The organism is Stenotrophomonas maltophilia (assembly GCF_006974125.1).
GTDB lineage: Bacteria > Pseudomonadota > Gammaproteobacteria > Xanthomonadales > Xanthomonadaceae > Stenotrophomonas > Stenotrophomonas maltophilia_O.
Genome location: NZ_CP037858.1, coordinates 855,042 through 879,869 on the forward strand (window position 1 = coordinate 855,042; position 24,828 = coordinate 879,869).

At 66.9% G+C, this 24,828-nt stretch carries 19 protein-coding genes; 10 read left to right on the forward strand and 9 right to left on the reverse strand.

All coding sequences use genetic code 11. The annotated features are described in order from the left end of the window. Window positions 1-25: 25 nt before the first annotated feature. The 3 genes from EZ304_RS03965 (at window position 26) to EZ304_RS03975 (ending at window position 2,081) form a co-directional block, all read left to right on the forward strand. Window positions 26-913: a DUF4097 family beta strand repeat-containing protein gene (locus EZ304_RS03965; RefSeq protein ID WP_142806341.1), complete on the forward strand. Its 888-nt coding sequence runs from the start codon at window positions 26-28 to the stop codon at window positions 911-913. 30 nt (window positions 914-943) lie between these two features. Beyond that, window positions 944-1,555 carry a hypothetical protein gene (locus EZ304_RS03970; protein WP_099552632.1) on the forward strand — a complete coding sequence of 204 codons (612 nt, stop codon included), beginning with the start codon at window positions 944-946 and terminating at the stop codon, window positions 1,553-1,555. A gap of 100 nt (window positions 1,556-1,655) precedes the next feature. Next, window positions 1,656-2,081: a hypothetical protein gene (locus EZ304_RS03975; protein WP_033833950.1), complete on the forward strand. Its 426-nt coding sequence runs from the start codon at window positions 1,656-1,658 to the stop codon at window positions 2,079-2,081. A gap of 103 nt (window positions 2,082-2,184) precedes the next feature. Here EZ304_RS03975 and EZ304_RS03980 read toward each other — a convergent pair whose 3' ends face one another. After that, complete coding sequence (locus tag EZ304_RS03980; RefSeq protein WP_142806342.1) at window positions 2,185-3,624, reverse strand: class II fumarate hydratase; 1,440 nt, start codon at window positions 3,622-3,624, stop codon at window positions 2,185-2,187. A gap of 293 nt (window positions 3,625-3,917) precedes the next feature. On the opposite strand from EZ304_RS03980, the gene purB reads away from it, so the two are divergent. From purB to lpdA, 6 genes are all read left to right on the forward strand, one after another. Next, window positions 3,918-5,285: an adenylosuccinate lyase gene (purB, locus tag EZ304_RS03985; RefSeq protein WP_142806343.1), complete on the forward strand. Its 1,368-nt coding sequence runs from the start codon at window positions 3,918-3,920 to the stop codon at window positions 5,283-5,285. Between the two features lie 673 nt (window positions 5,286-5,958). After that, window positions 5,959-7,374 (forward strand): cupin domain-containing protein, encoded by a 1,416-nt coding sequence (locus EZ304_RS03990; RefSeq protein WP_142806344.1) that lies wholly within the window; start codon window positions 5,959-5,961, stop codon window positions 7,372-7,374. Between the two features lie 8 nt (window positions 7,375-7,382). Next, window positions 7,383-8,279, forward strand: a complete 897-nt coding sequence (locus tag EZ304_RS03995; protein ID WP_142806345.1) for a GNAT family N-acetyltransferase — start codon at window positions 7,383-7,385, stop codon at window positions 8,277-8,279. Window positions 8,280-8,465: 186 nt separating this feature from the next. Further along, complete coding sequence (locus EZ304_RS04000; RefSeq protein ID WP_099552500.1) at window positions 8,466-11,297, forward strand: 2-oxoglutarate dehydrogenase E1 component; 2,832 nt, start codon at window positions 8,466-8,468, stop codon at window positions 11,295-11,297. Between the two features lie 40 nt (window positions 11,298-11,337). After that, window positions 11,338-12,540, forward strand: a complete 1,203-nt coding sequence (gene sucB / locus EZ304_RS04005; RefSeq protein ID WP_099552501.1) for a dihydrolipoyllysine-residue succinyltransferase — start codon at window positions 11,338-11,340, stop codon at window positions 12,538-12,540. A 63-nt stretch (window positions 12,541-12,603) separates the two neighbouring features. Further along, window positions 12,604-14,040 carry a dihydrolipoyl dehydrogenase gene (gene lpdA, locus EZ304_RS04010; RefSeq protein WP_008264626.1) on the forward strand — a complete coding sequence of 479 codons (1,437 nt, stop codon included), beginning with the start codon at window positions 12,604-12,606 and terminating at the stop codon, window positions 14,038-14,040. A 136-nt stretch (window positions 14,041-14,176) separates the two neighbouring features. On the opposite strand, the gene EZ304_RS04015 is transcribed toward lpdA, so the two are convergent. Continuing rightward, window positions 14,177-15,073, reverse strand: coding sequence for a LysR family transcriptional regulator (locus EZ304_RS04015; RefSeq protein WP_260678240.1), 897 nt, complete (start codon window positions 15,071-15,073; stop codon window positions 14,177-14,179). Between the two features lie 123 nt (window positions 15,074-15,196). On the opposite strand from EZ304_RS04015, the gene gstA reads away from it, so the two are divergent. After that, window positions 15,197-15,799: a glutathione transferase GstA gene (gene gstA / locus EZ304_RS04020; RefSeq protein ID WP_142806347.1), complete on the forward strand. Its 603-nt coding sequence runs from the start codon at window positions 15,197-15,199 to the stop codon at window positions 15,797-15,799. Between the two features lie 25 nt (window positions 15,800-15,824). On the opposite strand, the gene EZ304_RS04025 is transcribed toward gstA, so the two are convergent. The 7 genes from EZ304_RS04025 to asnB all read right to left on the reverse strand — a co-directional run bounded on the left by EZ304_RS04025 (window position 15,825) and on the right by asnB (window position 24,828). Then, window positions 15,825-16,073, reverse strand: a complete 249-nt coding sequence (locus EZ304_RS04025) for a hypothetical protein (RefSeq protein ID WP_099552504.1) — start codon at window positions 16,071-16,073, stop codon at window positions 15,825-15,827. Beyond that, window positions 16,070-16,282, reverse strand: coding sequence for a hypothetical protein (locus EZ304_RS04030; protein ID WP_010486834.1), 213 nt, complete (start codon window positions 16,280-16,282; stop codon window positions 16,070-16,072). Before EZ304_RS04030 ends, EZ304_RS04025 begins: the two co-directional genes overlap by 4 nt. A 215-nt stretch (window positions 16,283-16,497) precedes the next feature. After that, entirely contained in the window at window positions 16,498-18,090 is a 1,593-nt protein-coding gene (locus EZ304_RS04035; RefSeq protein ID WP_142806348.1) for an alkaline phosphatase D family protein, read from the reverse strand. Continuing rightward, window positions 18,090-20,333, reverse strand: coding sequence for a TonB-dependent receptor family protein (locus EZ304_RS04040; RefSeq protein ID WP_142806349.1), 2,244 nt, complete (start codon window positions 20,331-20,333; stop codon window positions 18,090-18,092). Before EZ304_RS04040 ends, EZ304_RS04035 begins: the two co-directional genes overlap by 1 nt. Window positions 20,334-20,506: 173 nt before the next feature. Further along, the gene (locus tag EZ304_RS04045; protein ID WP_099552507.1) at window positions 20,507-21,937 is read right to left on the reverse strand and encodes a replicative DNA helicase; all 1,431 of its coding nucleotides are present in this window, start codon (window positions 21,935-21,937) and stop codon (window positions 20,507-20,509) included. 320 nt (window positions 21,938-22,257) lie between these two features. Beyond that, window positions 22,258-22,818, reverse strand: a complete 561-nt coding sequence (locus EZ304_RS04050; protein WP_142806350.1) for an NADPH-dependent FMN reductase — start codon at window positions 22,816-22,818, stop codon at window positions 22,258-22,260. Window positions 22,819-22,884: 66 nt separating this feature from the next. Further along, window positions 22,885-24,828: an asparagine synthase (glutamine-hydrolyzing) gene (gene asnB / locus EZ304_RS04055; RefSeq protein ID WP_099552509.1), complete on the reverse strand. Its 1,944-nt coding sequence runs from the start codon at window positions 24,826-24,828 to the stop codon at window positions 22,885-22,887.

Consider the following 24,828-nt stretch of genomic DNA (forward strand, 5'->3'; position numbering starts at 1 on the left):
TCCCATCCATCCGGAGGCACCACCCATGCGTTCTTTGCTCGCCTGTTCTGCGTTGTTGCTGTTGCCGTTGTCGGCGCTGGCCGCCGATGCTCCGAACTGCAAGTTCACTGCCGCCCGCGCGTTGAAGCTGGACGTGGCCGGTGCCAAAACGGTGGTGTTCGAAGTCAACCAGCACGACCTGAAGGTGGTCGCCAGCGCCGGCGGCGGCCAGTTGGACGGCCGCGCCTGCGCGTCCAGCCAGGAATGGCTGGACCAGCTGGTACTGGACCAGCGCAAGGTGGGCGACAAGCTGGTCGTCAGCCTGCGCCGCGACGGCCGCCAAAGCGGCATCAGCCTGGGCAACAGCTACGCCTGGCTGGATATCCGCGGCAGCGTGCCGGACAACCTGCCGCTGCAGTTCAAGGTCGGCTCCGGCGATGCCAGCGTAGAGAACGCACAGTCGCTGAGCGTGGACGTCGGCTCCGGTGACGCGGTGGCCCGCGGCACCCGCGGCAGCATCCACGCTGCAGTGGGTTCCGGCGACCTCAACATCGATGGCGGCAGCTCCCTGAATCTGCTGTCGCTGGGTTCGGGCGACGTCAATGCCCGCAACATCGGCGGCGACGCCGTAACCGGCACGGTCGGTTCGGGTGACCTGAAGATCACCGATGTGCGTGGCAACGCGCGTCTGGACACGGTCGGCTCGGGTGATATCGAGTTCAAGCGCGTGCAGGGCAGCGTTGAAGTGGGCGTGGTCGGCTCCGGTGGCGTCGACCTGGCCGATATCGGCGGCAACGTGCATGTGCGCAGCCACGGCTCGGGCGACATCCAGGTGGACGGCGTACGCGGCAGCCTGACCGTCGATCACAGCGGCAGCGGCGATGTCGAACACCGCAACGTCAGCGGCCGGGTCACCCTGCCGCGCGGCAAGTAAACCTCTTCCAGACACGTCCAGGGGAACATCATGAATCTGTTGCGCCTGCTGCCCACCACTCTGCTCTGCCTGCCGCTGATCGCCTGCGGCGGCACGTCCTCCGCCCCCGACAAGACCGTCGGCAAGAGCGTCGCCGAAGCCACCAGCGGCGTCGGCCAGACCGTCAAGGAAGCCATGGACGATGCCCGCAAGGACATCACCCAGGGCAACATCAAGATCTCCGCGGACAAGCAGCCGCGTGCGGAGATCACGCCCGACGGCCGCCTGCTGATCGCTGGCAAGGAGGTCGCGGCCAACGACACCCAGCGCCGCCACCTGCAGGAGTACCGCGGCCACGTGGTCGCCATCGCAATGGACGGCATGGATGTCGGCCTGGCCGGTGCCAAGCTCGGTGCCAATGCGGCCGGCGAAGCGCTGAAGGGGATCTTCAGCGGCGACAGCGAAGGTGTGGAGAAGCGCATCAACGCCGAAGCCGCCAAGATCGAGGTCCAGGCCAAGCGCATCTGTGATCGCCTGCCAGCGATGCTGGCCAGCCAGCAGGCACTGGCGCGCGAGCTGCCGGCGTTCAAGCCCTACGCGACGATGGACCAGAGCGACGTGGACGACTGCGGCAAGAACAACTCGGTCACGTTCTCCAACTGAGACAAATCGACGCACCCGATCGGCAGCGGCCTTCCGTTGCCGGTCCGGCTGCGTCGGCGGGCTTACAATGGGGGCCCCGGATGCCCCCGAACCGAACGCCATGAAGAAGCTGTTCCTGCTGCTGGCCGCCCTGCTCTGCCTGGGCCTGGTCGGCTGCGACAAGGATTACCGCAACCACCGCGCCGAGCGTGGCAAGCCCAAGATTTCCGTCAGCGAAGGCATGGTGACCGTGCGCCGCCCGCCCGCGCCGAACATCATCATCCTCGGCGATGGCACGATGAAGGTGGACGAGATCCAGATTCCGCTGGACGACGGACAGAAGCAGATGCTGCAGACGATGTTCGGCAAGCTGCAGGTGCTGCGCCAGAACACGCTGGTGGCTGCGCCGGCCGACCCGAACATGCAGCCGGTGAAGATCCAGCCACCGGAGGGCATGGAGGTGATCCCGGCCGACCTCATCCAGCGCATCCCCGAGTTCAAGGACTACACCGACACGTTCGGCAACATCGTCGCCGACCGTCGCTGAAGAAAAACGCCGCCCGAGGGCGGCGTTCTTCGTTTCCGTAGAGTCGAGCCGTGCCCGACTCCGGGACAACAATCGAGCGTGGCTCGACTCTACAACCGGCAGATCAACCGCCGGCGCCACCGCCGCCAGCCTGGATGCCACCCGCGGTCAGCGCGGTCGGATCCAGCAGGCGACGCAGCTCGGCCTCGTCAAGCCCGCTGTCTTCCAGCGCCACATCCAGCACCGGGCGCTGTTCCTTGTAGGCACGCTTGGCAATGGCCGCCGCCTTCTCGTAGCCGATGATCGGGTTCAGCGCGGTGACCAGGATCGGGTTGCGCGCCAGCGCTTCGGCCACGCGGTCCTCGCGCACCTTCAGGCCGGCGATGGCGCTGTCGGCCAGCAGGGTGGATACATTGGACAGCAGGCCGATGCCATCGAGCAGGTTCACTGCGATCAGCGGCAGGGTGACGTTGAGCTGGAAGTTGCCGGTCTGCCCGGCCACGGTGATCGCGGTGTGGTGGCCGATCACCTGCGCACAGGCCATCACGGTCGCTTCCGGAATCACCGGATTGACCTTGCCCGGCATGATCGAGCTGCCCGGCTGCAGCGCCGGCAGTTCGATCTCGCCCAGCCCGGCCAGTGGACCGGCATTCATCCAGCGAAGATCATTCGCGATCTTGATCAGCGCCACGGCCAGTGCATTGAGCTGGCCGGACAGTTCCACCGCGTCATCCTGCGCCGCCAGCCCTTCGAACTTGTTCTCGGCGCTGTCGAACTTGATCGAGGTCTGCTGCTTGAGCGCCTTGGCGACCTGCGCGCCGAAACGCGGGTCGGCGTTGATGCCGGTGCCGATGGCGGTGCCACCCAGCGGCAGGCGGCGCACGCGCTTGAGGCTGTCCTCGATGCGTTCCTGCGCCGACGCGAGCTGCGCCGACCACGCGCCGAACTCCTGCTCGAAGGTGAGCGGCATCGCGTCCATCAGGTGGGTGCGGCCGGTCTTGACCACCTTGCGCAGGCTGCGGCCCTTCTTGTCCAGGGTCTTGCGCAGGTGCACCAGCGCCGGCAGCAGCTGTTCATGCGTCGCCAGCACCGCCGACACGCGCAATGCGGTCGGAATCACGTCGTTGGAGCTCTGCCCCTGGTTGACGTGGTCGTTGGGGTGCACCACGGTCTTGCCGGCCTTGCCGGCACGGTTGGCCAGGGTGGCGATGACCTCGTTGGCATTCATGTTCGACGACGTGCCCGAGCCGGTCTGGTAGACGTCGATCGGGAAATGCGCATCCCAGTCACCGGCAGCCACTTCGGCGGCGGCGGTCTGGATGGCCTTGGCCACGGTCTTGGGCAGGTGGCCCAGCTCGGCATTGACGCCGGCAGCGGCGCCCTTGACCAGGCCCAGCGCACGGATGAAACCGCGCGGCATGCGCTGACCCGAGACCGGGAAATTCTGCACGGCACGCTGGGTCTGCGCGCCCCACAGGGCATCGGCAGGCACCTGCAGCTCGCCCATGCTGTCGTGTTCGATCCGGAACCCGGTGGTTCCACCCTTGCTTGCAGCTTTGCTCATTGCATCGACTCCGCACTACTTCAGTTGGGGAAAGGGAAGCGGCGGCTGGCAGGGTGTCGCTTCCCGGGCTGGCGGCTGCGACAACGATACTCCCTTGCCTGCAGGGTGGGATGACGAGGGCGGGCCAGATCGTTCCGCCTGCAGGGCCGTTGTGCGCACACAGGGGTAGTGCCGGCCGCTGGCCGGCAAAGGCGCCACGCCCGCGATTGCAGGGGTTGTCGGCCAGCGGCCGGCACTACCTCACCGGCACGTCGTAGAATATTGGCCCCGCCGCTCGTCCCCGCCCTGCCGACATGTCCGATTCCGCCCTGCTCGCCCTGTCCCCGCTCGATGGCCGCTACGCCGGCAAGGTCGACGCCCTGCGCCCGATCTTCTCCGAATACGGCCTGATCAAGGCCCGCATCGTGGTCGAGGTGGAATGGCTGCTGGCCCTGGCCGCCGAACCGGGCATCGTCGAGCTGGCGCCGTTCTCGGACGCCGCCATCGCCCGCCTGCGCGCCCTGGCCGCCAACTTCAGCCCGGCACAGGCCGCGCGCGTGAAGGAGATCGAGCGCACCACCAACCATGACGTCAAGGCGGTGGAGTACTTCATCAAGGAACAGCTGAAGGACGACGCCGAGCTGGCTCCGGCGCTGGAATTCGTGCATTTCGCCTGCACCAGCGAAGACATCAACAACCTCAGCTACGGCCTGATGCTGGAACAGGCCCGCCGCGAAGTGCTGCTGCCGACCCTGGACGGCATCGCCACCACCCTGCGCACCCTGGCGCACGCCCAGGCCGGCCAGCCGATGCTGTCGCGCACCCACGGCCAGACCGCCTCGCCGACCACCCTGGGCAAGGAACTGGCCAACGTGGTCGCTCGCCTGGAGCGCCAGCGCAAACAGATCGCCGCGGTCGAACTGACCGGCAAGATCAACGGCGCGGTGGGCAACTACAACGCCCACATCGCCAGCTACCCGGACGTGGACTGGCCGGCCTTCGCCGAGCGCTTCGTGACCGGCCTGGGCCTGGTGTTCAACCCGTACACCACGCAGATCGAGCCGCACGACAATGTCGCCGAGATCGGCGATGCCGCGCGCCGCGCCAACATCATCCTGATCGACCTGGCCCGCGACATCTGGGGCTACATCTCGCTGGGATACTTCAAGCAGCGCCTGAAGGAAGGCGAAGTCGGCTCGTCGACGATGCCGCACAAGGTCAATCCGATCGATTTCGAGAATGCGGAAGGCAACTTCGGCATCGCCAACGCGCTGTTCGAGCATTTCAGCGCGAAGCTGCCGATCAGCCGCTGGCAGCGTGACCTGACCGACTCCACCGTGCTGCGTGCGCTGGGCACCGCGTTCGGCCACAGCCAGGTGGCACTGGATTCGCTGGCCAAGGGCCTGGGCAAGCTGGAAGTGAACCCACAGCGCCTGGACGCCGATCTGGACGCGGCCTGGGAAGTGCTGGCCGAGGCCGTACAGACGGTGATGCGCCGCCATGGCCTGCCGAACCCGTACGAGCAGCTGAAGGCGCTGACCCGCGGCCAGGGCATCACCGCTGAGTCGATGCGTGCGTTCGTGCAGGGACTGGAGCTGCCGGCGGATGCGAAGCAGCGTCTGCTGGAGATGACCCCGGGCAGCTACACCGGCCTGGCCGAGTCGCTGGCGAAGAAGATCTGAGGGGTTTCCTTTGCGGCGGCGGCCGCGGGCGCTGCCTGCGGCAGGCAACGGCAGCAGCAACATCAACGTCAAAGGCGGCTCTGGGTTATTGCCTCGCTTGGCGGGGCGGGTTGGGTTCGCGGGGGACACCGTAAACCCGTCCTTGGGGGCTTGTCCGCGGCATCCATGCCGCGGACACCCCCACGAACCCAACCCGCCCCACCTTTGACAGATTCCCGGTGACGGATCGAAGAGCATTGGGTTGTCGGGACGGAATTTGAAAGAGGGACGCGGCTTCGCCGCGTCCCTCTTTTGTTTTGGCATCAGCAAGCGCAGCGCGCGACCCGCTGTTGCCTTTGATCTTCTTCTTCCATTCCGTGGCGGGCCGCGCAGGAACCTGTCAGGGGCCGGGCGGGTGGGCCATGCAGGGGCGTTGGCGCCATGGATGGCGCCATCGAGCTTACAAGGACGTACTTGCAGCGTCCCCTGCATGGCCCACCCGCCCGGCCAAGCCCATGAAGCCGGTCGACTAACAGTCGACCCCACCAAAGCACCGCCACGAGGGGCTGCGCCGTTGGCCGGAACCCCCGCGACAATCCCGCGCACGTGCGCAATGCCCGCGAACGGCGGACAATGGAGATCTCAGGCGGCCCGCCGCGCCGCCCCTCCCGCTTTCCGCTGCAAGGATTCCCCCATGGCCGCCCGCAAGTCCTCCGCTCCGCTCATTGAAGTCACCGCCCGCCCCGGCCAGCCGCTGGGCATGGCGCCGGCCACCTTCCTGCGCGACTTCTGGCAGAAACGCCCGCTGCTGATCCGCAACGCCTTCCCCGATTTCCAGACGCCGGTTCAGCCGGAAGACCTCGCCGGCCTGGCCTGCGAGGAAGGCGTGCTGGCGCGCCTGATCGAGCACGACAAGGCCCAGGACGGCTGGCGCGTGCGTAGCGGCCCGTTCCAGGAAGACATCTTCCCCGCCCTGCCCGACCACGACTGGACCCTGCTGGTGCAGGACGTCGACAAGTGGGACAAGGACGTGCGCGCCCTGATCGAGCATTTCCGCTTCCTGCCGCGCTGGCGCATGGATGACGTGATGATCAGCTTCGCCGCCACCGGTGGCTCGGTTGGCGCCCATGTCGACCAGTACGACGTGTTCCTGCTGCAGGCCCACGGCCATCGCCGCTGGCAGATCGACGCCAGCGAATCGATCAAGGGCAAGCAGCCGCCGCTGGGCTTCCGCCCGGACGTGGAACTGAAGCTGCTGAAAGTGTTCAAGCCCACCCATGACTGGGTGCTGGCGCCGGGCGACATGCTGTACCTGCCGCCGAACGTGCCGCACCACGGGGTGGCCGAAGATCCCTGCCTGACCTTCTCGTTCGGCATGCGTGCGCCGGCCTCGGCCGAGCTGATCAGCGATTACCTGGACACCCTGATCGCCGATGCCGACGAGAACATCCGCTACCAGGATGCCGACCTGAAGGTGCCGGCCGACCCGAACGAAATCGACACGGTGGCGATGGCGCGGGTGATCACCGCGCTCAATGCCATCCGCATGAACGACCCGGACAAGCTGGGCGACTGGTTCGGCCGCTTCATCACCACCTACCGCGCCGCGGGCGAAGTGATGGCGCACCAGGCCGCGCCGGCGCCGGAGGAAGTGGTCCAGGCGCTGGCCTCGGGCCTGCTGCTGCAGCGCCACCCGTGGGCGCGCCTGGCCTGGCGCCGGGCCAAGCGCGGCGCCAGCCTTTATGTCAGCGGCCAGGACTTCGCGTTGCCGGTGAAGGACGCCCAGCGCCTGGCCGGTGCCGAGCAGCTCGACGCCGCCGCCTATCGCGGCCTGTCCGACAAGGGCCGCGCCGTGGTCCAGCAGCTGCTGGTCGGTGGCGTGTTCCAGCTGATCGATCCGAACGAGATGTACGAGGCCGAAGACGAGGAGGACGGCGAGGACGCCATGGTGCTCGGCGAGGTCGTCGAAGGCCGTGACCGGGTGGATGCGATCGACGCCGACGCGGTGTCCGACGATGTCCACACCGTGACCGTGCACGACGACGGTATCGAGGTCATCGTCAACTTCGAGGATCACGACGAAGACGACAGCAACGACGGTCGCGCCTGAGACCTGCCATGGTCCGGGTCCAGCAGGTCAGCCACGCCGACGCTCACGTCGCCATCCACGACGTGCGGCAGCGGGTGTTCGTGCAGGAACAGGGCATCGCCGCCGAACTGGAGCGCGATGCGCTGGACCCGGCCAGTGCCCACGTGCTGGCGCTGGACAGTGACGGCCAGCCGGTCGGCACCGGCCGGCTGGCACCGGATGGCCGCATCGGCCGCATGGCGGTGCTGGCCAGCCATCGCAGCCACGGGGTCGGCGAGGCCCTGCTGGAGGCACTGGTCGAGGCCGGGCGCAGGCTCGGACTGGCCGAACTGCACCTGCACGCCCAGCTGCCGGCCCGCGATTTCTATGCCCGCCAGGGCTTCCTGCCCGAGGGCGAGGTGTTCGAGGAGGCCGGCATCGGCCACCAGCAGATGCGCCGCCGGCTGGGCGCGGCCAGCGCGATCGACAGCCGCGCCGAAGCGGTGGCCATCACCACCGCCATCATCCACCGCGCCCGTCGCCAGCTGTGGCTGCACAGCCGTCAGCTGGACCCCGGGCTGCTTGACGCACCGCCGGTGCAGGCCGCCCTGCGCCGCTTCGTCACCGCCCGTCACGACAAGCAGCTGCGGGTGATCGTGCACGACGCCACCGCGATCGCCGCTGCCGGTGCGCCGCTGCTGGCGCTCGCCCAGCGCCTGCCCAGCGTGATCCAGTTCCGCGAGGTCAGCGATCCGGTCGACCGCGCGCTGGCCTCGGCCTGCCTGCTCAACGATGCGGGCGACTTCTACTTTCGTCTGATCGGCCATCGCCTCGACGGCGAGGCCGGCATCGCGCTGCCGGCACGTTCGCAGCCGTTCGAGCAGCAATTGCAGCGCGTCTGGGACCGTTCGCGCGATTGCAGCGAACTGCGCGCGCTCGGCATCTGAGCGCGCGCGACCGCGCCAACCTGTCTGGGAGCGGCACCGGGGGACGCACGATGCCTCGGGTGGTGCCCCTTCGTGTCCGGTTGGGGGTACAATTTGGCTGTTTGAACGCGCCCGTGCATGGCTATTCATCTTCGTGCCGGGTCCTTCTGAAGCCATACCCCACAAAGCGAATCAGCACCCTCCATCGTGGACAATCAACTGAAGCAGTTTGCGCAATCTTCGCAACTCGCCGGCGGCAACGCCTCCTATGTCGAGGACCTGTACGAGCAGTACCTGGTCTCCCCGGATAGTGTCGATCCCAAATGGAAAACCTACTTCGACGGCTTCAAGGGCCGCGAAGCAGGTGACATCCCGCACTCGGCTGTCATCTCCCACATCGCGGACGCGGCCAAGGATGCGCTGAAAGCCGGCACCGGCAGCGGTGCGGGCGACGAGCGTGAGCGCAATGTCGGTCGCCTGATCACCGCCTACCGCTCGCGTGGACACCTGGACGCCCGCTTGGACCCGCTGGGCCTGGCCGCACCGGTCAACACCCCGGACCTGGGCCTGCCGTTCCACAGCCTGTCCGATGGCGACCTCAACAGCGAATTCAGCACCGGCGGCGTCGGTGGCCAGCCGCGCATGAAGCTGCGCGACCTGCTGGCACGCCTGAAGGCGACCTACACCGGCTCGATCGGTGCGGAGTTCATGCACATCTCCGAGGTCGAGCAGCGCCAGTGGATCTACAAGAAGCTGGAACTGGCCGGTGGCAACTACCAGCTGGACGCTGACACCCAGCGCCGCACCCTGGAGCGCCTGACCGCGGCCGAAGGCCTGGAGCGCTACCTGCACACCAAGTACGTCGGCCAGAAGCGCTTCTCGCTGGAAGGCGGCGACTCGCTGATCCCGATGATGGACACCATCATCCGCAGCGCCGGCAAGGATGGCGTCAAGGACGTGGTGATCGGCATGGCCCATCGCGGCCGCCTGAACGTGCTGGTCAACACCCTGGGCAAGAACCCGCGCAAGCTGTTCGACGAATTCGAAGGCAAGTTCGAGCACGACGAGCACGCCTCGGCCGGTGACGTGAAGTACCACATGGGCTTCTCCGCCGACGTGGCTACCGACGGCGGCCCGGTGCACCTGGCGCTGGCGTTCAACCCGTCGCACCTGGAAATCGCCGACCCGGTCGTGGCCGGTTCCGTGCGTTCGCGCCAGGAGCGCCGCAAGGACACCGCCCGCAAGCAGGTCATGCCCATCCTGATCCACGGCGACGCGGCCTTCTCCGGCCAGGGCGTGGTCATGGAACTGTTCCAGATGTCGCAGGCCCGCGGCTTCGCCGTCGGTGGCACCGTGCACATCGTGGTCAACAACCAGGTCGGCTTCACCACCTCCAACCCGCTGGATACGCGCTCCACGCGCTATGCCACCGACGTGGCGAAGATGATCGCCGCTCCGGTGCTGCACGTGAACGGTGATGATCCGGAAGCGGTGGTGTTCGCCGCGCAGCTGGCCTTCGAGTTCCGCCAGAAGTTCGCCAAGGACGTGGTCATCGACCTGATGTGCTACCGCCGCTGGGGCCACAACGAGGCCGACGAGCCGGCGATCACCCAGCCGCTGATGTACCAGGTGATCCGCAAGCACGCCACCACCCGCGAGATGTACGCCGAGCAGCTGGAAAAGGCAGGCGTGATCGCCGCCGGCGCCGGCAAGGCGATGGTCGATGCGTACCGCGAGAAGCTCGATGCCGGTGAAGTGACCACCGAGCTGGCCAAGGTCGAGAAGACCCCGCCGACCAGCCCGCTGTTCGTCGATTGGCCGAAGCTGCTGGAAGGCAAGCTGTCCGATCCGATCTCGACCAAGGTCGAGAAGAACAAGCTGGTCGAGCTGGCCAAGCTGATCAACACCATTCCCGAAGACGTGCAGCTGCACTCGCGCGTGGCCAAGGTCTACGACGACCGCCGCAAGATGGCCGCCGGCGAGATCCCGGGCGACTGGGGCTTTGCCGAGAACCTGGCCTACGCCACCCTGCTCGACGAAGGCAATGCACTGCGCCTGGTCGGCCAGGACGTGGGCCGCGGTACGTTCACGCACCGCCACGCGATCCTGCACGACCAGAAGACCGACAACTACTACATGCCGCTGCGGCAGCTGGTGGATTCGCCGGAGAAGGCCACCGTCATCGATTCGCTGCTGAGCGAAGAAGCGGTGATGGCCTACGAGTACGGCTTCTCCACCACCGATCCGAACACGCTGTGCATCTGGGAAGGCCAGTTCGGCGACTTCGCCAACGGTGCCCAGGTCGTCATCGACCAGTTCATCGCCGCCGGTGAAGCCAAGTGGGGCCGCATTTCCGGCCTGACCCTGCTGCTGCCGCATGGCTATGAAGGGCAAGGCCCGGAACACAGCTCGGCGCGCCTGGAGCGCTTCCTGCAGCTGTGCGCGCTGGAGAACATGCTGGTGGTGGTGCCGTCGACCCCGGCGCAGGCCTTCCACATGCTGCGTCGCCAGCAGCACCTGACCACCCGCAAGCCGCTGGTGGTGATGTCGCCCAAGTCGCTGCTGCGCCACAAGCTGGCCGTGTCGACCCTGGACGAGCTGGCCAACGGCGAGTTCCAGCACCTGATCGGCGACGCCAACGCGGACGCCAAGAAGGTCAAGCGCGTGGTGCTGTGCTCGGGCAAGGTCTACTACGATCTGCTGGAAGACCAGACCAAGCGTGGCCAGGACGACGTGGCGATCATCCGCGTGGAGCAGCTGTACCCGTTCCCGCGTGCGCTGCTGGCTGCCGAACTGAAGAAGTACGGCAAGGCCACCGACGTGGTGTGGACGCAGGAAGAACCGCAGAACCAGGGTGCGTGGTACCAGATCCGCCACCACCTGCAGTTCTGCCTGGCCGATGGCCAGAACCTGCACTACGCCGGTCGCGCACGTTCGGCTTCGCCGGCTGCCGGTCACATGGCTGACCACGTCCGCGAACAGCAGCAGCTGGTCGCCGACGCACTGGTCAACCCGTTCAACGACACGTTCGCTGAATAATCCTCCCCCTATTTAGAAGACAAACCAGGAAGCTCCCGCAATGGCCACCGAAGTCAAAGCCCCGGTACTGCCCGAATCCGTCGCCGACGGCACCATCGCCACCTGGCACAAGAAGGTGGGCGACGCCGTCAAGCGCGACGAAAACCTGCTTGACCTGGAAACCGACAAGGTCGTCCTGGAAGTGCCGTCGCCGGTCGACGGCGTGCTGAAGGAGATCAAGTTCGCCGAAGGCTCGACCGTGACCTCCAGCCAGGTCGTGGCGATCATCGAAGAAGGCGCCGTCGCTGCTGCCCCAGCTCCGGCCGCTGAAGCCGCTCCGGCTGCAGCCGCTGCCCCGGCCGCTGCTGCGCCGGCCGCTGCCGCCGCTCCGGCCCCGGCTGCCAAGTCGGCCGCCGACACCCTGCCGCCGGGCGCCCGCTTCACTGCCATCACTGAAGGCGTGAACCCGGCCGACGTCGACGGCACCGGCCGTCGCGGCGCGGTGACCAAGGAAGACATCGTCAACTTCGCCCGCAACGGCGGCGCCGGCAAGGCCGGTGGCGCACGTCCGGAAGAACGCGTGCCGATGACCCGCATCCGCAAGCGCATCGCCGAGCGCCTGATGGAGTCGAAGAACTCCACCGCCATGCTGACCACCTTCAACGAAGTCGACCTGTCCAAGGTCTCGGCTGCGCGCAAGGAACTGCAGGACGAGTTCGTCAAGGCCCACGGCATCAAGCTGGGCTTCATGAGCTTCTTCGTGAAGGCCGCTGCCAATGCCCTGCAGCGCTTCCCGCTGGTCAACGCCTCGATCGACGGCGACGACATCATCTACCACGGCTACTCGGACATCTCGATCGCCGTCTCGACCGAGAAGGGCCTGGTCACGCCGGTCCTGCGCAACGTCGAGCGCATGTCGTTCGCCGACATCGAGAAGACCATCGCCGACTACGCCAAGAAGGCCCGTGACGGCAAGCTGAGCCTGGAAGAACTGCAGGGCGGCACCTTCACCGTGACCAACGGCGGCACCTTCGGTTCGCTGCTGTCGACCCCGATCATCAACCCGCCGCAGAGCGCCATCCTGGGCATGCACGCCATCAAGGAGCGTCCGATCGCCCAGAACGGCCAGGTCGTGATCGCGCCGATGATGTACCTGGCGCTGTCGTACGACCACCGCATCATCGACGGCAAGGATTCGGTGCAGTTCCTGGTGGACATCAAGAACCAGCTGGAAAACCCGGGCCGCATGCTGTTCGGCCTGTAAGACACCTCCCGCCCCTCCGCGCCTGCGCGGAGGGGTTCTGGTAATGCATCAAGGAATAATTCAATGGCTGAACAATTCGACGTCGTCGTCATCGGTGCCGGCCCGGCCGGTTACCACGCTGCCATCCGCGCGGCCCAGCTGGGCCTGAAGACCGCCTGCATCGACGCAGCGCTGGGCAAGGACGGCAAGCCGGCCCTCGGCGGCACCTGCCTGCGCGTGGGCTGCATCCCGTCCAAGGCGCTGCTGGATTCCTCGCGCCAGTTCTGGAACATGGGCCACATCTTTGGCGACCACGGCATCAGCTTCAAGGATGCCAAGATCGACGTCGAGGCGATGGTTGGCCGCAAGGACAAGATCGTCAAGCAGTTCACCGGCGGCATCGGCATGCTGTTCAAGGCCAACAAGGTCGCCGCTTACTACGGTTTCGGCGAACTGCAGCCGGGCAACGTGGTCAAGGTCACCCAGCATGACGGTTCCATCGTCGAGCTGAAGGGCACCAACGTCATCATCGCGGCCGGTTCGGATTCGATCGAACTGCCGTTCGCCAAGTTCGACGGCGAGACCATCGTCGACAACGTCGGCGGCCTGGACTTCACCGAAGTGCCGAACCGCCTGGCCGTGATCGGCGCCGGCGTCATCGGCCTGGAACTGGGCAGCGTGTGGAAGCGCCTGGGCGCTGAAGTCACCATCCTGGAAGCACTGCCGGAATTCCTGGCCGTGGCCGACGCCGAAGTGGCCAAGACCGCTGCCAAGGAATTCAAGAAGCAGGGCCTGGACATCCGCCTCGGTGCCAAGGTCTCCAAGACCGAGATCACCGGCAAGGGCAAGAAGAAGGAAGTCGTTGTCACCTACACCGACAGCGAAGGCGAAAAGACCCTGACCGTGGACAAGCTGCTGGTGGCCGTCGGCCGTCGCGCCGCCACCAAGGGCCTGCTGGCCGAAGGCACCGGCGTCAAGATCAACGAGCGCGGCCAGATCGAAGTCGACGCGCACTGCCACACCGGCGTCAACGGCGTGTGGGCGGTCGGCGACTGCGTGCGCGGCCCGATGCTGGCGCACAAGGGCTTCGAGGAAGGCATCGCGGTGGCTGAGCTGATCGCCGGCCTGCCGGGCCACGTCAACTTCGACACCATCCCGTGGGTCATCTACACCGAGCCGGAACTGGCCTGGGTCGGCAAGACCGAAGCCCAGCTGAAGGCCGAGGGCATTCCGTACAAGGCCGGCAGCTTCCCGTTCGCCGCCAACGGCCGTGCCGTGGCGATGATCGAGCCGGCAGGCTTCGTGAAGATCCTGGCCCATGCCGAAACCGATCGCATCCTCGGCATGCACCTGGTCGGCGCCAACGTCTCCGAACTGGTGCACGAAGGCGTGCTGACCATGGAGTTCAGCGGCTCGGCCGATGACCTGGCCCGCATCTGCCACGCCCACCCGTCGCTGTCGGAAGTGATCCACGACGCGGCGATGGCAGTCAGCAAGCGCGCCATCCACAAGGCGAACTGATCGTTCGCTGGTAGTGCCGGCCGCTGGCCGGCATGACCGGATACGAAAAACCTCGCCTCGGCGGGGTTTTTTTGTTGCCCGCAACCCTGTCGGGCAGCCGACGCCCCCACGCTCCGGCTCCTCGCCGGCAGCGGGTTCACGCTGATCCGGACGCCCGGCCTGCAGCAGCCGGGCCCAGCTCCTGCATCAACACCTGCGTTGCCCGCGATGCGCGGCCCGCCTGCGAACAGACCAGGCCGAACACGCGCCGGATGCCCGGCTGCACCGGCAGCACGCGCAGGCCGTGCAGATCGTCCGGCAAGGTCGATTCCGGCACCAGCGAGACTCCCAGGCCCTCGCGGGCCAGCACGCACGCGCTGGCCCAGTCGCGCACGGTCACCCGTGCGTCGCTCAGCTGTAGACCGGCGTCCGCCATCAGGCGCTGACCGTTCACCGCACAGCCCCCTGTTGCGAGGATGAAGGGCTCGGCCGCCAGCTCGCTCAAGGCCACCCCGCTTTCCGTGGCGCGCCGCGCCAGCGGATGCGTCTGCGCAAGCACTGCCATCCACCCATCGCTGCCCAGCATCAACGGGGCGCGACCGGCAGCGGGGTTCATCACCACGCCGGCGTCGACCGTGCCTGATTCGAGCCAGCACTCCACCTCCTCGTCGGTACCTTCCACCACCACCACCTCGATGCCCGGGTGACGGCGCTGGAAGTCACGCAGCAGCGCAGGCAGCACGCTGGAGACGAGCGACGGGAAGGTCGCCAGGCGGATGCGTGCGCCATTGAGCCCCCGGCTGTCATCGGCCAGCGCGCGGATCGCCTGCAGGCCACCCAGCATGATGCGCGCGTGTTCGATCACCCGCCGCCCGAGCGCGGTGATCTCCACCTGCCGCCGCTCGCGCACGAACACCGCAAAGCCCAGGGAGGACTCCAGCTGGGCAAGCGCCTGGCTGGCACCGGACTGGCTCATGCCGACGCGATCAGCGCCGCGCGAGATGGTTCCCTCGTCGGCCACAGCAACCAACAGGCGCCAATGGGCAAGATTCATCATGGCAGGCAGTAGCTCGGCTTATGGCAGGAAAATCGAAGATTTATTTTACCGGATGCCGCTCACCCAGCAGACTCCTTCGCATCGGCTGGCCAAGCCGTCCTTTCCCCATCGAGACTGCCCATGAAGCTGTACTGCGCGCCCTACACCTGCTCGCTTTCGCCGCATATCGTGCTGCGCGAGCTTGGCCTGCCCTTCGAGCTGGTCAAGGTCGACAACACCACCAAACAGACCGCCGATGGCCGCGATTTCCGCAGCATCAACCGCAAAGGTTATGTGGCAGCGCTGGAACTGGATGACGGTCAGGTGCTGACCGAAGGCCCAGCCATCGTCCAGTACCTGGCCGACCTGAAACCCGAATGCGCGCTGGCCCCGCCCGTCGGCAGCTGGGAGCGGGTACGACTGCAGGAATGGCTGAACTTCGTCACCAGCGAAATCCACGCTGGCTCGGCACCGCTGTTCAATGCGGCACTCCCGGAAGACGCGAAGGCATTCTTCCACGAGAAGCTGTTCAAGCGTTTCGACATGCTGCAGGAGACACTGGCGCAACAGGACTTCCTGATGGGACCGTCCTTCAGTGTGGCCGACGCCTATCTGTTCACCGTGCTGGGCTGGTGCCGGTTCTTCGCCATCGACCTTGCGGCGTGGCCGGCCTTGCCTGCGTACATCCGCAGGGTCAATGCGCGACCGGCCGTGCAGGCGGCGCTGCGCGCAGAGGCAGCATGATGTGCAGCCGAGCGTAGGCTCGGCTCTACACCTTTCCAGCCGGCTTCCTGGGTGGATCGTCGCAGACCTTGTGCTGCACCACCGTCTCGCCGACCTTCCATTCCTTCGTGACCCGGCAGCGCTCCTTGGCTTTCGGCACAGAGACCGCTGCAGCATTCGCCTCGTCAGCCGCAGCAGTCTGCTGGCGCTCCAGCCACACCGATGGCGGGGCTGGAGGTGTGGCCAGTCCCGGCCCCGCAAGCAGAACCAGACCCACCAGCAGCACGGCCCTCATGCCGCCACCGCCCGGCCACCCAGCAGGCGCGCCGGCAGCATGAACAGCGCGCGCAGGAAGGCGAACAGGGCCGAGAAGGTGATGCCGACCAGGCGGAACGGCAGGCTCAGCAGCCACACGAACGGCCAGGCGATCAGAGCGAGGATCGCCAGCGGCCAGCACAGCACGAACAGCAGGCACCACACACCGAGCGCGAACAGGGTCTTCATCACGGTCTCCTTGTGGCGGCACCCTGCCGCCTGCGGACACCTTGGCGCCCTGCCCTTGCCGCGCGCAAACGGTTTGCGACGAAACCGGGCTGGGGGCGATGAAAACGATCCAGCGCTGTTGTAGAGCCGAGCCCACGCTCGGCTGCTCATGGGAATGTGCGGACCAACGGTCCGCACCCACCGGAGGCAGAGAGCAGCCGAGCGTGGGCTCGGCTCTACAGGAGCTGCACTGCGCCCGGGCGGCCGTGGGTGACCTGGAAGCGGGCCGCGGTTCGCGCCGGCGCATCGGCGCGCAGGACGCTGTCGGCGAAGCGAAGCTCGGCATCCACGGTCTGCCGGTTCAGCTGCAGCTTCCACCAGCCGCGGCGGTCTCCGTCGAAATAGCGGATATGCGGGTTCTGCGGTATCGACGGTCCGTAGTACGGACCGTACGGCGTGTCGTCGCCGCCGCTGCTGATCGCCGGGGCGATGAATTCGGTGGCCACGACTGGCGCACTGGCGGCATCGAAGTCCAGCTTCAGGTCGTTGACGAAGGTGGAATGCCAGTCCCCGCCCAGCACGATGGCATTACCCTGCCCACCCGCCTGCATCGCCTGCAGCAGGCGGTTGCGAGCCGCCGGATAACCATCCCAGGCATCGTTCCAGAAGCGTTCGCGTGGCGTGCCACCGTCCAGCCGCAGCTGTGCCATCAACAGTTGCTGCACCACCACGTTCCAGCGCGTGCCGCGTGCGGCCGCCATCGACTGCGCGAACCAGGCTTCCTGGCCCACGCCCAGCATGCTCATGCGTGGGTCCAAGGCGGCCTCGCAGCGCGGCGACTCGCCCACCCCGCAGGGGTTGGCCGGACGGAACTGGCGGCAGTCGAGCAGCGTCAGCTGTGCAAGATCGCCGTAACGCAGGCGCCGATGCACGCGCAGGCCGCCGTTGCCCGCAGGCGTGCTGCGCATCGGCAGGTGTTCGTAGAACGCGCGGTAGGCCGCCGCGCGGCGAACGATGAAGTCCTCCGTCGAGACGCCGGGCTTCTCCGGATGGATGCCCGAGTAATCGTTCTGCACCTCGTGGTCGTCCCAGATCACCGCGAACGCGTGTGCGGCGTGCGCGGCCTGCAGATCGGGATCGAGCTTGTACAGCGCGTACTGGTCGCGGTAGCGCTCCAGGCTGACGGTCTCGCCGCTGAAGCGCCCGGCATCCAGCGTGCGCCCGCGTGCGTTCTGCAGCGGGCTGTATTCGTACAGGTAGTCGCCGGCATGCAGCACCAGGTCGACATCGCTCTGCGCGATATCGCGCAACACCGGGTAGTAGCCGCTGTTCCAGGCCTGGCAGGTGCACAACGCCAGCCGCAGCTGCTGCAGCTGCGTGTCCAGCAGCGGCGCGGTGCGGAAGTGACCGACCGCACTTTCCTCATTGCCATCGCAGGCGAAACGATAGTAGTAGTCACGGCCCGGGCGAAGGCCGCTGACTTCCACATGTACCGAATGCGCCAGCTCCGGCACCGCCGCGGCGACGCCACGCTGCACCAGCCGGCGCATGCCGGGGTCTTCGGCCACGAACCAGCGCACCGGCACCGCCCGCGACGGCATGCCACCGCCGTTGAGCGGGTCCGGCGCCAGACGCGTCCACAGTACTGCCCCCTGCGGATCCGGATCGCCGGCAGCGACGCCCAGGGTGAACGGATCACGTCCCAACCGCGGGCGTGGGCCGGCCGTAGCCAGCCCCGGCATCGCCGCCAGTGCGATCGCTGCCCCCGTGCCCTGCCATGCCATGCGCAACAGGCGACGACGGCTTTCCGGATCGACAGGCCCGCGCATCAGAAGTGCACGGTGGCGGTGGCCATCACCTGCCGCGGCGCACCGACCTGCATGGTCGCCAGGCTGCGGGTCGGGTCGGCGGCGTAGGTGCCGTTGGTGTTGATCGAGGACAGGTAGCGCTTGTCGGTCAGGTTGGTCAGGTTCAGCGCCACGGTCAGGTTCTGTGCCGGGCCGAGCTTGCCGAAGTCATAGGCCACCGAAGCATTGACCAGCCAGTAGCTCGGCACCGACACGTCGTTGGTATAGGTCACGAAACGCTTGCCGACGTGGTTGGCCGACAGGCGCATGTCCCACGGGCCCGGCGTCCAGGCCAGGGTGCTGGCGAACATCCATTCCGGGGTATCGACGGTCTTCTTGCCGCGGGTCGGCACCACGCCGTTGTTCACGTAGTCGTTGTCGTAGGTGCTGTCATTCCACGACAGCGCGTTGGACCACGCCAGGTCCTGCATGGGCTTCAGCTGCAGGGTCGCCTCGGCGCCGCGGCTGGTCACCGAACCGACGTTGGAGAACAGCGCCGGGCAACCGAGGATGCCCACGCACTGGGCAATGGCCAGCAGGCGGTTGTCGAACTTCACGTCATACACCGCCACCGAGGCTTCATAGCCCTGGCCATAGCCGCGCCAGCCCAGCTCGATGGTGCGCGACTGTTCCGGCTTCAGGTTCTTCGCGCTGGCATCGAATGCGGCCTGCGGTACGTTGAACGGGCTGCCCACGCCCAGCGCATAGGCCGCGATGTTCTTGGCGAACGAACCAAAAATCTCGTTGCCTTCGTTGAGCTTGAAGTTGAAGCCGGCCTGCGGCAGGAAGCCCTTCTTCGAGGTCAGGCTGCTGTTGTTGGCATAGCTGCCCAGCGGCGTGCGCACGCTGGTGCGGGTGTGCGGCGACTTCGCGCCGATGTCGATGGTCAGGCGGTCATCGAACAGGCGGAAGCGGTCCTGCACGTAGAACTGGCGGGTGATGGTGGTGTAGCGCTGGTGCCACACGCGCTGGTCCGGATTGCGCAGGAAGAAATCGTCGGTGATCGGGCCGTCGATGTAGTAGAAGTTGCGCTGCACGCTGTGGCCGTTGTCTTCGTACCACAGGCCCGCTTCCAGTTCGTGGCCCGCCACGTTCCAGGTGAACGCCGAGGTCACGCCCGTGCGGTCGATCGCATACTCGGTGGTGCGGATCGAGATCGGGATCTCGCGGCTGGTGCCCGGGTTGGACGGATTGGACGGGCTGAACCAGTGGCCCTGGCCACGGTTGCTGTGGTTGTAGACATTGACCTTCAGGCGCATCGACTCGTTCAGGCCGAAATCGCTGGCAATGCTGGACAGGTCGTCATTGCGCAGGCCGTGGCCGGAGTAATACGCGTCCCACGGGCTGTTGACGCCACCCGTGTACTTTCCGCGTGCCGCGGCAACGGCGCGATCCCAGTCCGGCGCGTAGTTGTCCCAGTCCCAGCCGAGGCGATCGATCATCTCCAGCGACAGGTCCTGGTAGTCGGCCTCAACGCGGCGCGAGGCGTTGAACAGCGCGGTGATCCTGCTGTCCGCGCCGAAGTTGTAGGTAGCCTTGCCGTTGAACTGCTTCAGCTCCTGCGAGCCCTTGCCCTTCCATTTGTCGCCTTCCGAGTACGCGCCGGACAGGTAGGCCGCAAAGCCCTGGTGGTCGCCGGTATCGAGGCGCGCATAGCTGCGGCGCGCGTTGTCGCTGCCGAAGCCCTGTGCCAGCACCACGCCATACTCGGTGGACGGATCGATCGAATAGAACTGGAACACACCGCCGAGGTTGCTGGTGGACGGCGTACCCAGCGCGCCAATGCCGGTGGAGACCTCCGCACCGCCCAGGTTCTCGCTGATCACCGCACGGCTGATGTGCAGGCCGTTGCTGTTACCGTAGGCCATGTTGCCCAGCGGAATGCCATCGAGCGTGTAGCCCAGGCGGTTCTGGTTGAAGCCACGCAGGCTGATGGTGGTGGACCACTCGTAGGCACCGGTGGCGTCGGCCGATTCGAAATGCACGCCCGGCTTGGTCGCCAGCAGCTTCAGCGGGTTCGCACCGGGCGGCAGCACTTTCATGTCCTCGGCGGTCACGCGCTGGACCTGGCGCGCTTCACCGCGGCCGATCACCGAGATCGAATCGAGCGTGGTGGCCGACGGTGCGTCGGCGGCGGGGGCGGTTTCAGCGGCGGCAAGCGACGGCAGCGAAGCACAGACCAGCAGGGCCAGCAGATTGCGGCGGAGCGGAGCGTGGGACGGCATGGGGGCGGATTCCTTGGGCACGCTGGACGCCGAAGGGCGGCGTCGAAGGGCAGCAGCGGCGGAATCGTAGAAGCGTCGCGTTACATGTCATTTACACGCCACATACGGAAGATTGGCGTTTCGAATGGTTTGCCGGCCGTGGAGTGGTTGCCGGCCAGCGGCCGGCACTACGGCTATTCGAATGAGCCGACCGAGTCGTGGGCCAGATTGTCGAAGCGGGTGTATTCGCCGAAGAACTTCAGCTTGCACGAACCGGTCGGGCCACCACGGTGCTTGCCGATGATGATCTCGGCCAGGCCCTTGTCCGGCGAATTTTCCTTGTTGTAGTAATCGTCGCGGTAGATGAAGACGATCATGTCCGCATCCTGCTCGATTGCGCCTGATTCGCGAAGGTCAGCCATCACCGGGCGCTTGTCGGTACGTGTTTCCAGCGAGCGGTTGAGCTGCGACAGCGCGATCACCGGCACGTGCAGTTCCTTGGCCAGGCCCTTCAGCGAACGCGAGATTTCCGAAATTTCGGTCGCGCGGTTCTCGCTGTTGCCCGGCACGCTCATCAGCTGCAGGTAGTCGATCACCACCAGGCCCAGGTCGTGCTCGCGCTTGAGCCGGCGGCACTTGGAACGCAGCACTTCCGGCGACACGCCCGGCGTATCGTCGATGAAGATCTTGGTTTCCTTCAGCATCTTGATCGCGCTGGTGACGCGGCTCCAGTCTTCGTCTTCCAGCTGGCCGGTACGCAGGCGCTGTGCGTTGATGCGGCCGTTGGAGGAAATCAGGCGCATCGCCAGCTGCGACGCCGACATTTCCATCGAGAACACCGCCACGCCCTTCTTCGACTTGATCGCTGCGTACTCGGCGATGTTCAGTGCGAACGTGGTCTTGCCCATGGCCGGGCGCGCGGCGAGGATGATCAGGTCGGTCGGCTGCAGGCCGGCGGTCATCGCATCGAAGTCGTTGTAGCCGGTCGGCAGGCCGGTGATGTTGCCGCCGTTCTCGAAGCGGTTGCGCAGCTCCTCGAAGGCATCCTTCAGCGCGCCAGGCATGGCCACGAAGTCGGTACGCCCGCGTGCCCCCTGTTCGGCGATGGCGAACACGCTCTTCTCCGCAGAAGCCAGCAGTTCACTGCTGTCACGGCCCTCCGGCTGGAAGCCATCGTTGACGATGTCGGTGCCGACCTGGATCAGCTGCCGCAGCACCGCCTTGTCACGCACGATCTCGGCATAGGCCACGATGTTGGCCGCCGACGGCGTGGTGCTCGCCAGCTCGATCAGGTAGGCGCCATCGCCCACCAGCTCCAGCTTGCCCTGCGATTCGAACCACTCGCCCAGGGTCACCGCGTCGAACGGCCGCTCACGCTCGGACAGCTCGCGGATCGCGCGGTAGATCATCTGATGATCGCGGCGGTAGAAATCGCCCTCGGTCAGCTGGTCGTTGACCCGGTCATAGGCCTCCGGCGCCAGCATCAGGCCACCCAGCACCGCCTGCTCGGCTTCCACCGAATGCGGCGGCACGCGCAGCTGGTCGATACGCGATTCGTCGCGATCGCGATCGAAGCCATCACCGCGCTCTCTGCGGTTGGAACGGAAGCCGGGACGAGCGGACATGCTGCGGTGTTTCCTGCAAAAGTGGGCCGGACGAGTGTAGGCATGCGCCGACCCCGGCGGCCATGGACAAGCCTGTGGATAAGCCGTGGAGAAACGGGGGATATCCGCCGGTGCCTGGCCAGTCTGGCGCGGGGGCGTCGCAATGCCTGCGACGGGCGCCGTTGCGACGCCCGAGTGGGTCATTATCGCAGATCAGGGGGCCAGGGTCGGATTCCGTGCAGCGCACGGGCTTCCGGCCCGCTCAGCGGACATGGGGTCAGAGCCCGCCGCTGCGCGCCGGGATCCGTCCCCGGGGCGTGGCTGCTCCAACCCCATCGGTCTCAATCGCCCTTCACGTGCACCGCGATCAGTGCCAGGAACCGGTCCACGTAGCCCTGCAGGAATTTCTGCGTGCCCTCGTTGTGGATCATGCCGTCGGCATCGATCAGGCCGTCCTTGAAGTGGATGAACGCTTCGGGCTGGCCGAGCACGTGCATGTCCAGGAAGGCCAGGCTGATACGCAGGTGCTGCTGGGCCACGGCAGTACCGATCTGGCCGATGGAAGCGCCGATCACCGCCGCCGGCTTGCCGGCAAACGCGCTGTCACCGTAGGGGCGCGAGCCGATGTCGATGGCGTTCTTCAGCACGCCCGGCACTGACCGGTTGTATTCGGGGGTCACGAACAGCACCGCGTCGGCGGCACGCACCTGATCCTTCAGCCGGGTGCCCTGCGGCGGGTACTGTCCATCGAAATCCTGGTCGTACAGCGGGAGATCACCGATCTGCACGTACTGGAAGCGCGCGCGGTCGCCGGCGATCTTCTCCAGCGCATGGGCCAGCTTGCGGTTGCAGGAATCCTTGCGCAGGCTGCCAACGAACACGGCGATGGTGGGGACGGACATCGGGACGTACTCCTCACGGTGCGGGAGGCCCAGCCTAGACGCCGGGCCCGTGCCGTCCGGTGAAGATCAGCCGCCGGTCACGCCGGTCCGTACCTGCCGCCAATGCGCCTGCCAGGCCTGGAACATCAGCACGTTCCACAGGTGGGTATGCCACTTGCGCTGGCCGCCCAGGAACTGCTGCCACAGCGGCTGCACCGCCGCCGCCGACAGCACGCCCTCGCGCTCCAGGCGTGCCGGCTGCAGCAGGTCTTCGGCCCATGGCCGCAGGTCGCCCTTCAGCCAATCGCTGACCGGCGCACCGAATCCGCGCTTGGGCCGGTGCACCATCGACTGCGGCACGTAGCGGCCAAGCACGCGCTTCAGCAGCACCTTGCTGGTGGTTTCGCTGCGCTTGAAGCCCAGCGGCAGCGACCAGGCGAACTCGGCCACGCGCCAGTCCAGCAGCGGCGCGCGTGCCTCCAGGCTGACCGCCATCGAGGTGCGGTCGACCTTGCACAGCAGGTCATCCGGCAGGTAGGTCACGTAATCGGCCAGCATCATCGCGTCGGCCGGTGTGCCGGCACCGTGCAACGGATCGGCCAGGTCGTAGAAGCTGCCGGCAGCCTGCGCGCCCGGCACCGCCGTCGCCGGATCGCGCCAGCGCGAGATGCGGTTGCGGTACACGTCGCCGATGCCACGCGCGCCGGACTCGGCCAGCAGCGCGGCCAGGCCGCCGGTCCGCGAGGCCTCGCCCTGCTGCTGCGAGCGCGCGCCCATCCAGCGCCGGAGCGGGCCTGGCACGCGGCCCAGCATCTGCCAGTTGCGCAGCGCGCGCACGTAGCGGGTATAGCCGAAGAACAGCTCATCACCGCCGTCACCAGACAACGCCACAGTCACGCCCTGCCGCGCCAGGCGCGCGACCAGCGCGGTCGGCACCTGCGAAGCGTCGGCGAAAGGCTCGTCGAACATTGCCGGCAGCTGAGGCACGACTGCCAGTGCATCCGCGCCGCTGACATAGAGCTCGGTGTGGTCGCAACCCAGATGCGTGGCCAGTTCCCTTGCCAGCGGTGCCTCGTCGTGGCCCGAACCGGTGAAGCCGATGCTGAAGCTGTGCACCGGCTGCCCGCTCTGCGCCTGCATCAGCGCTGCCACCAGCGACGAATCGGTACCGCCGGACAGGAACACGCCTACCGGCACGTCGGCCACCATGCGCAGCGCGACCGCATCGCGCAGCAGCCCATCCAGCTGCTCCTCGGCTTCCTCGATGCGACCCTGGAACGGGGCCGCCAGCGCGGCCTGCATGCGCGCACGCGCATCCCAGTAGGGGCGCTGTGCCTGCTCCGGGCGGTGCGCGGCCGCACCCGCCGCTACGGCTTCGGCGTCCAGGCGCAGCACGCGCCCGGGCATCAACTTGTAGCAGCGCTGGTGGATGCTGTGCGGTGCAGGAATGTAGTCCAGCCGCAGCAGCAGGGTCAGTGCATCCCGGTCGATGTCGTTGTCGAACGCCGGGTGCTGCCACAGCGCTTTCAGTTCAGAGCCGAACACCAGGGTGTCACCGGCCCAGCCGTAGTACAGCGGCTTCTTGCCGACGCGGTCGCGGGCCAGCCACAGGCACTGCTGCTGGCGGTCCCACAGCGCGATGGCGAACATGCCGTTGGCACGCTGCAGGGTGTCCTCGATACCCCACTGCAGGATCGCTGCCAGCAGCACCTCGGTATCGGAATGGCCGCGGAAGGCGTGCCCCAGCGGCTCCAGTTCGGCACGCAGGGCAGCGAAGTTGTAGACCTCGCCGTTGTAGGCCATCACGTAGCGACCATCGGACGAGGCCATCGGCTGGTGGCCCAGCGGCGACAGGTCGAGAATGCTCAGCCGACGGTGCGCCAGCGCGATGCCTGCCCCGGCATCGACCCAGCTGCCGCCATCATCCGGCCCGCGGTGGTGCAGCGCCTCGCCCATGGCCAGGACCTGCGCCTGCAGCACCTCGGCCGACGCCACAGGCGCCGGCAACAACATTCCCGCCAATCCACACAT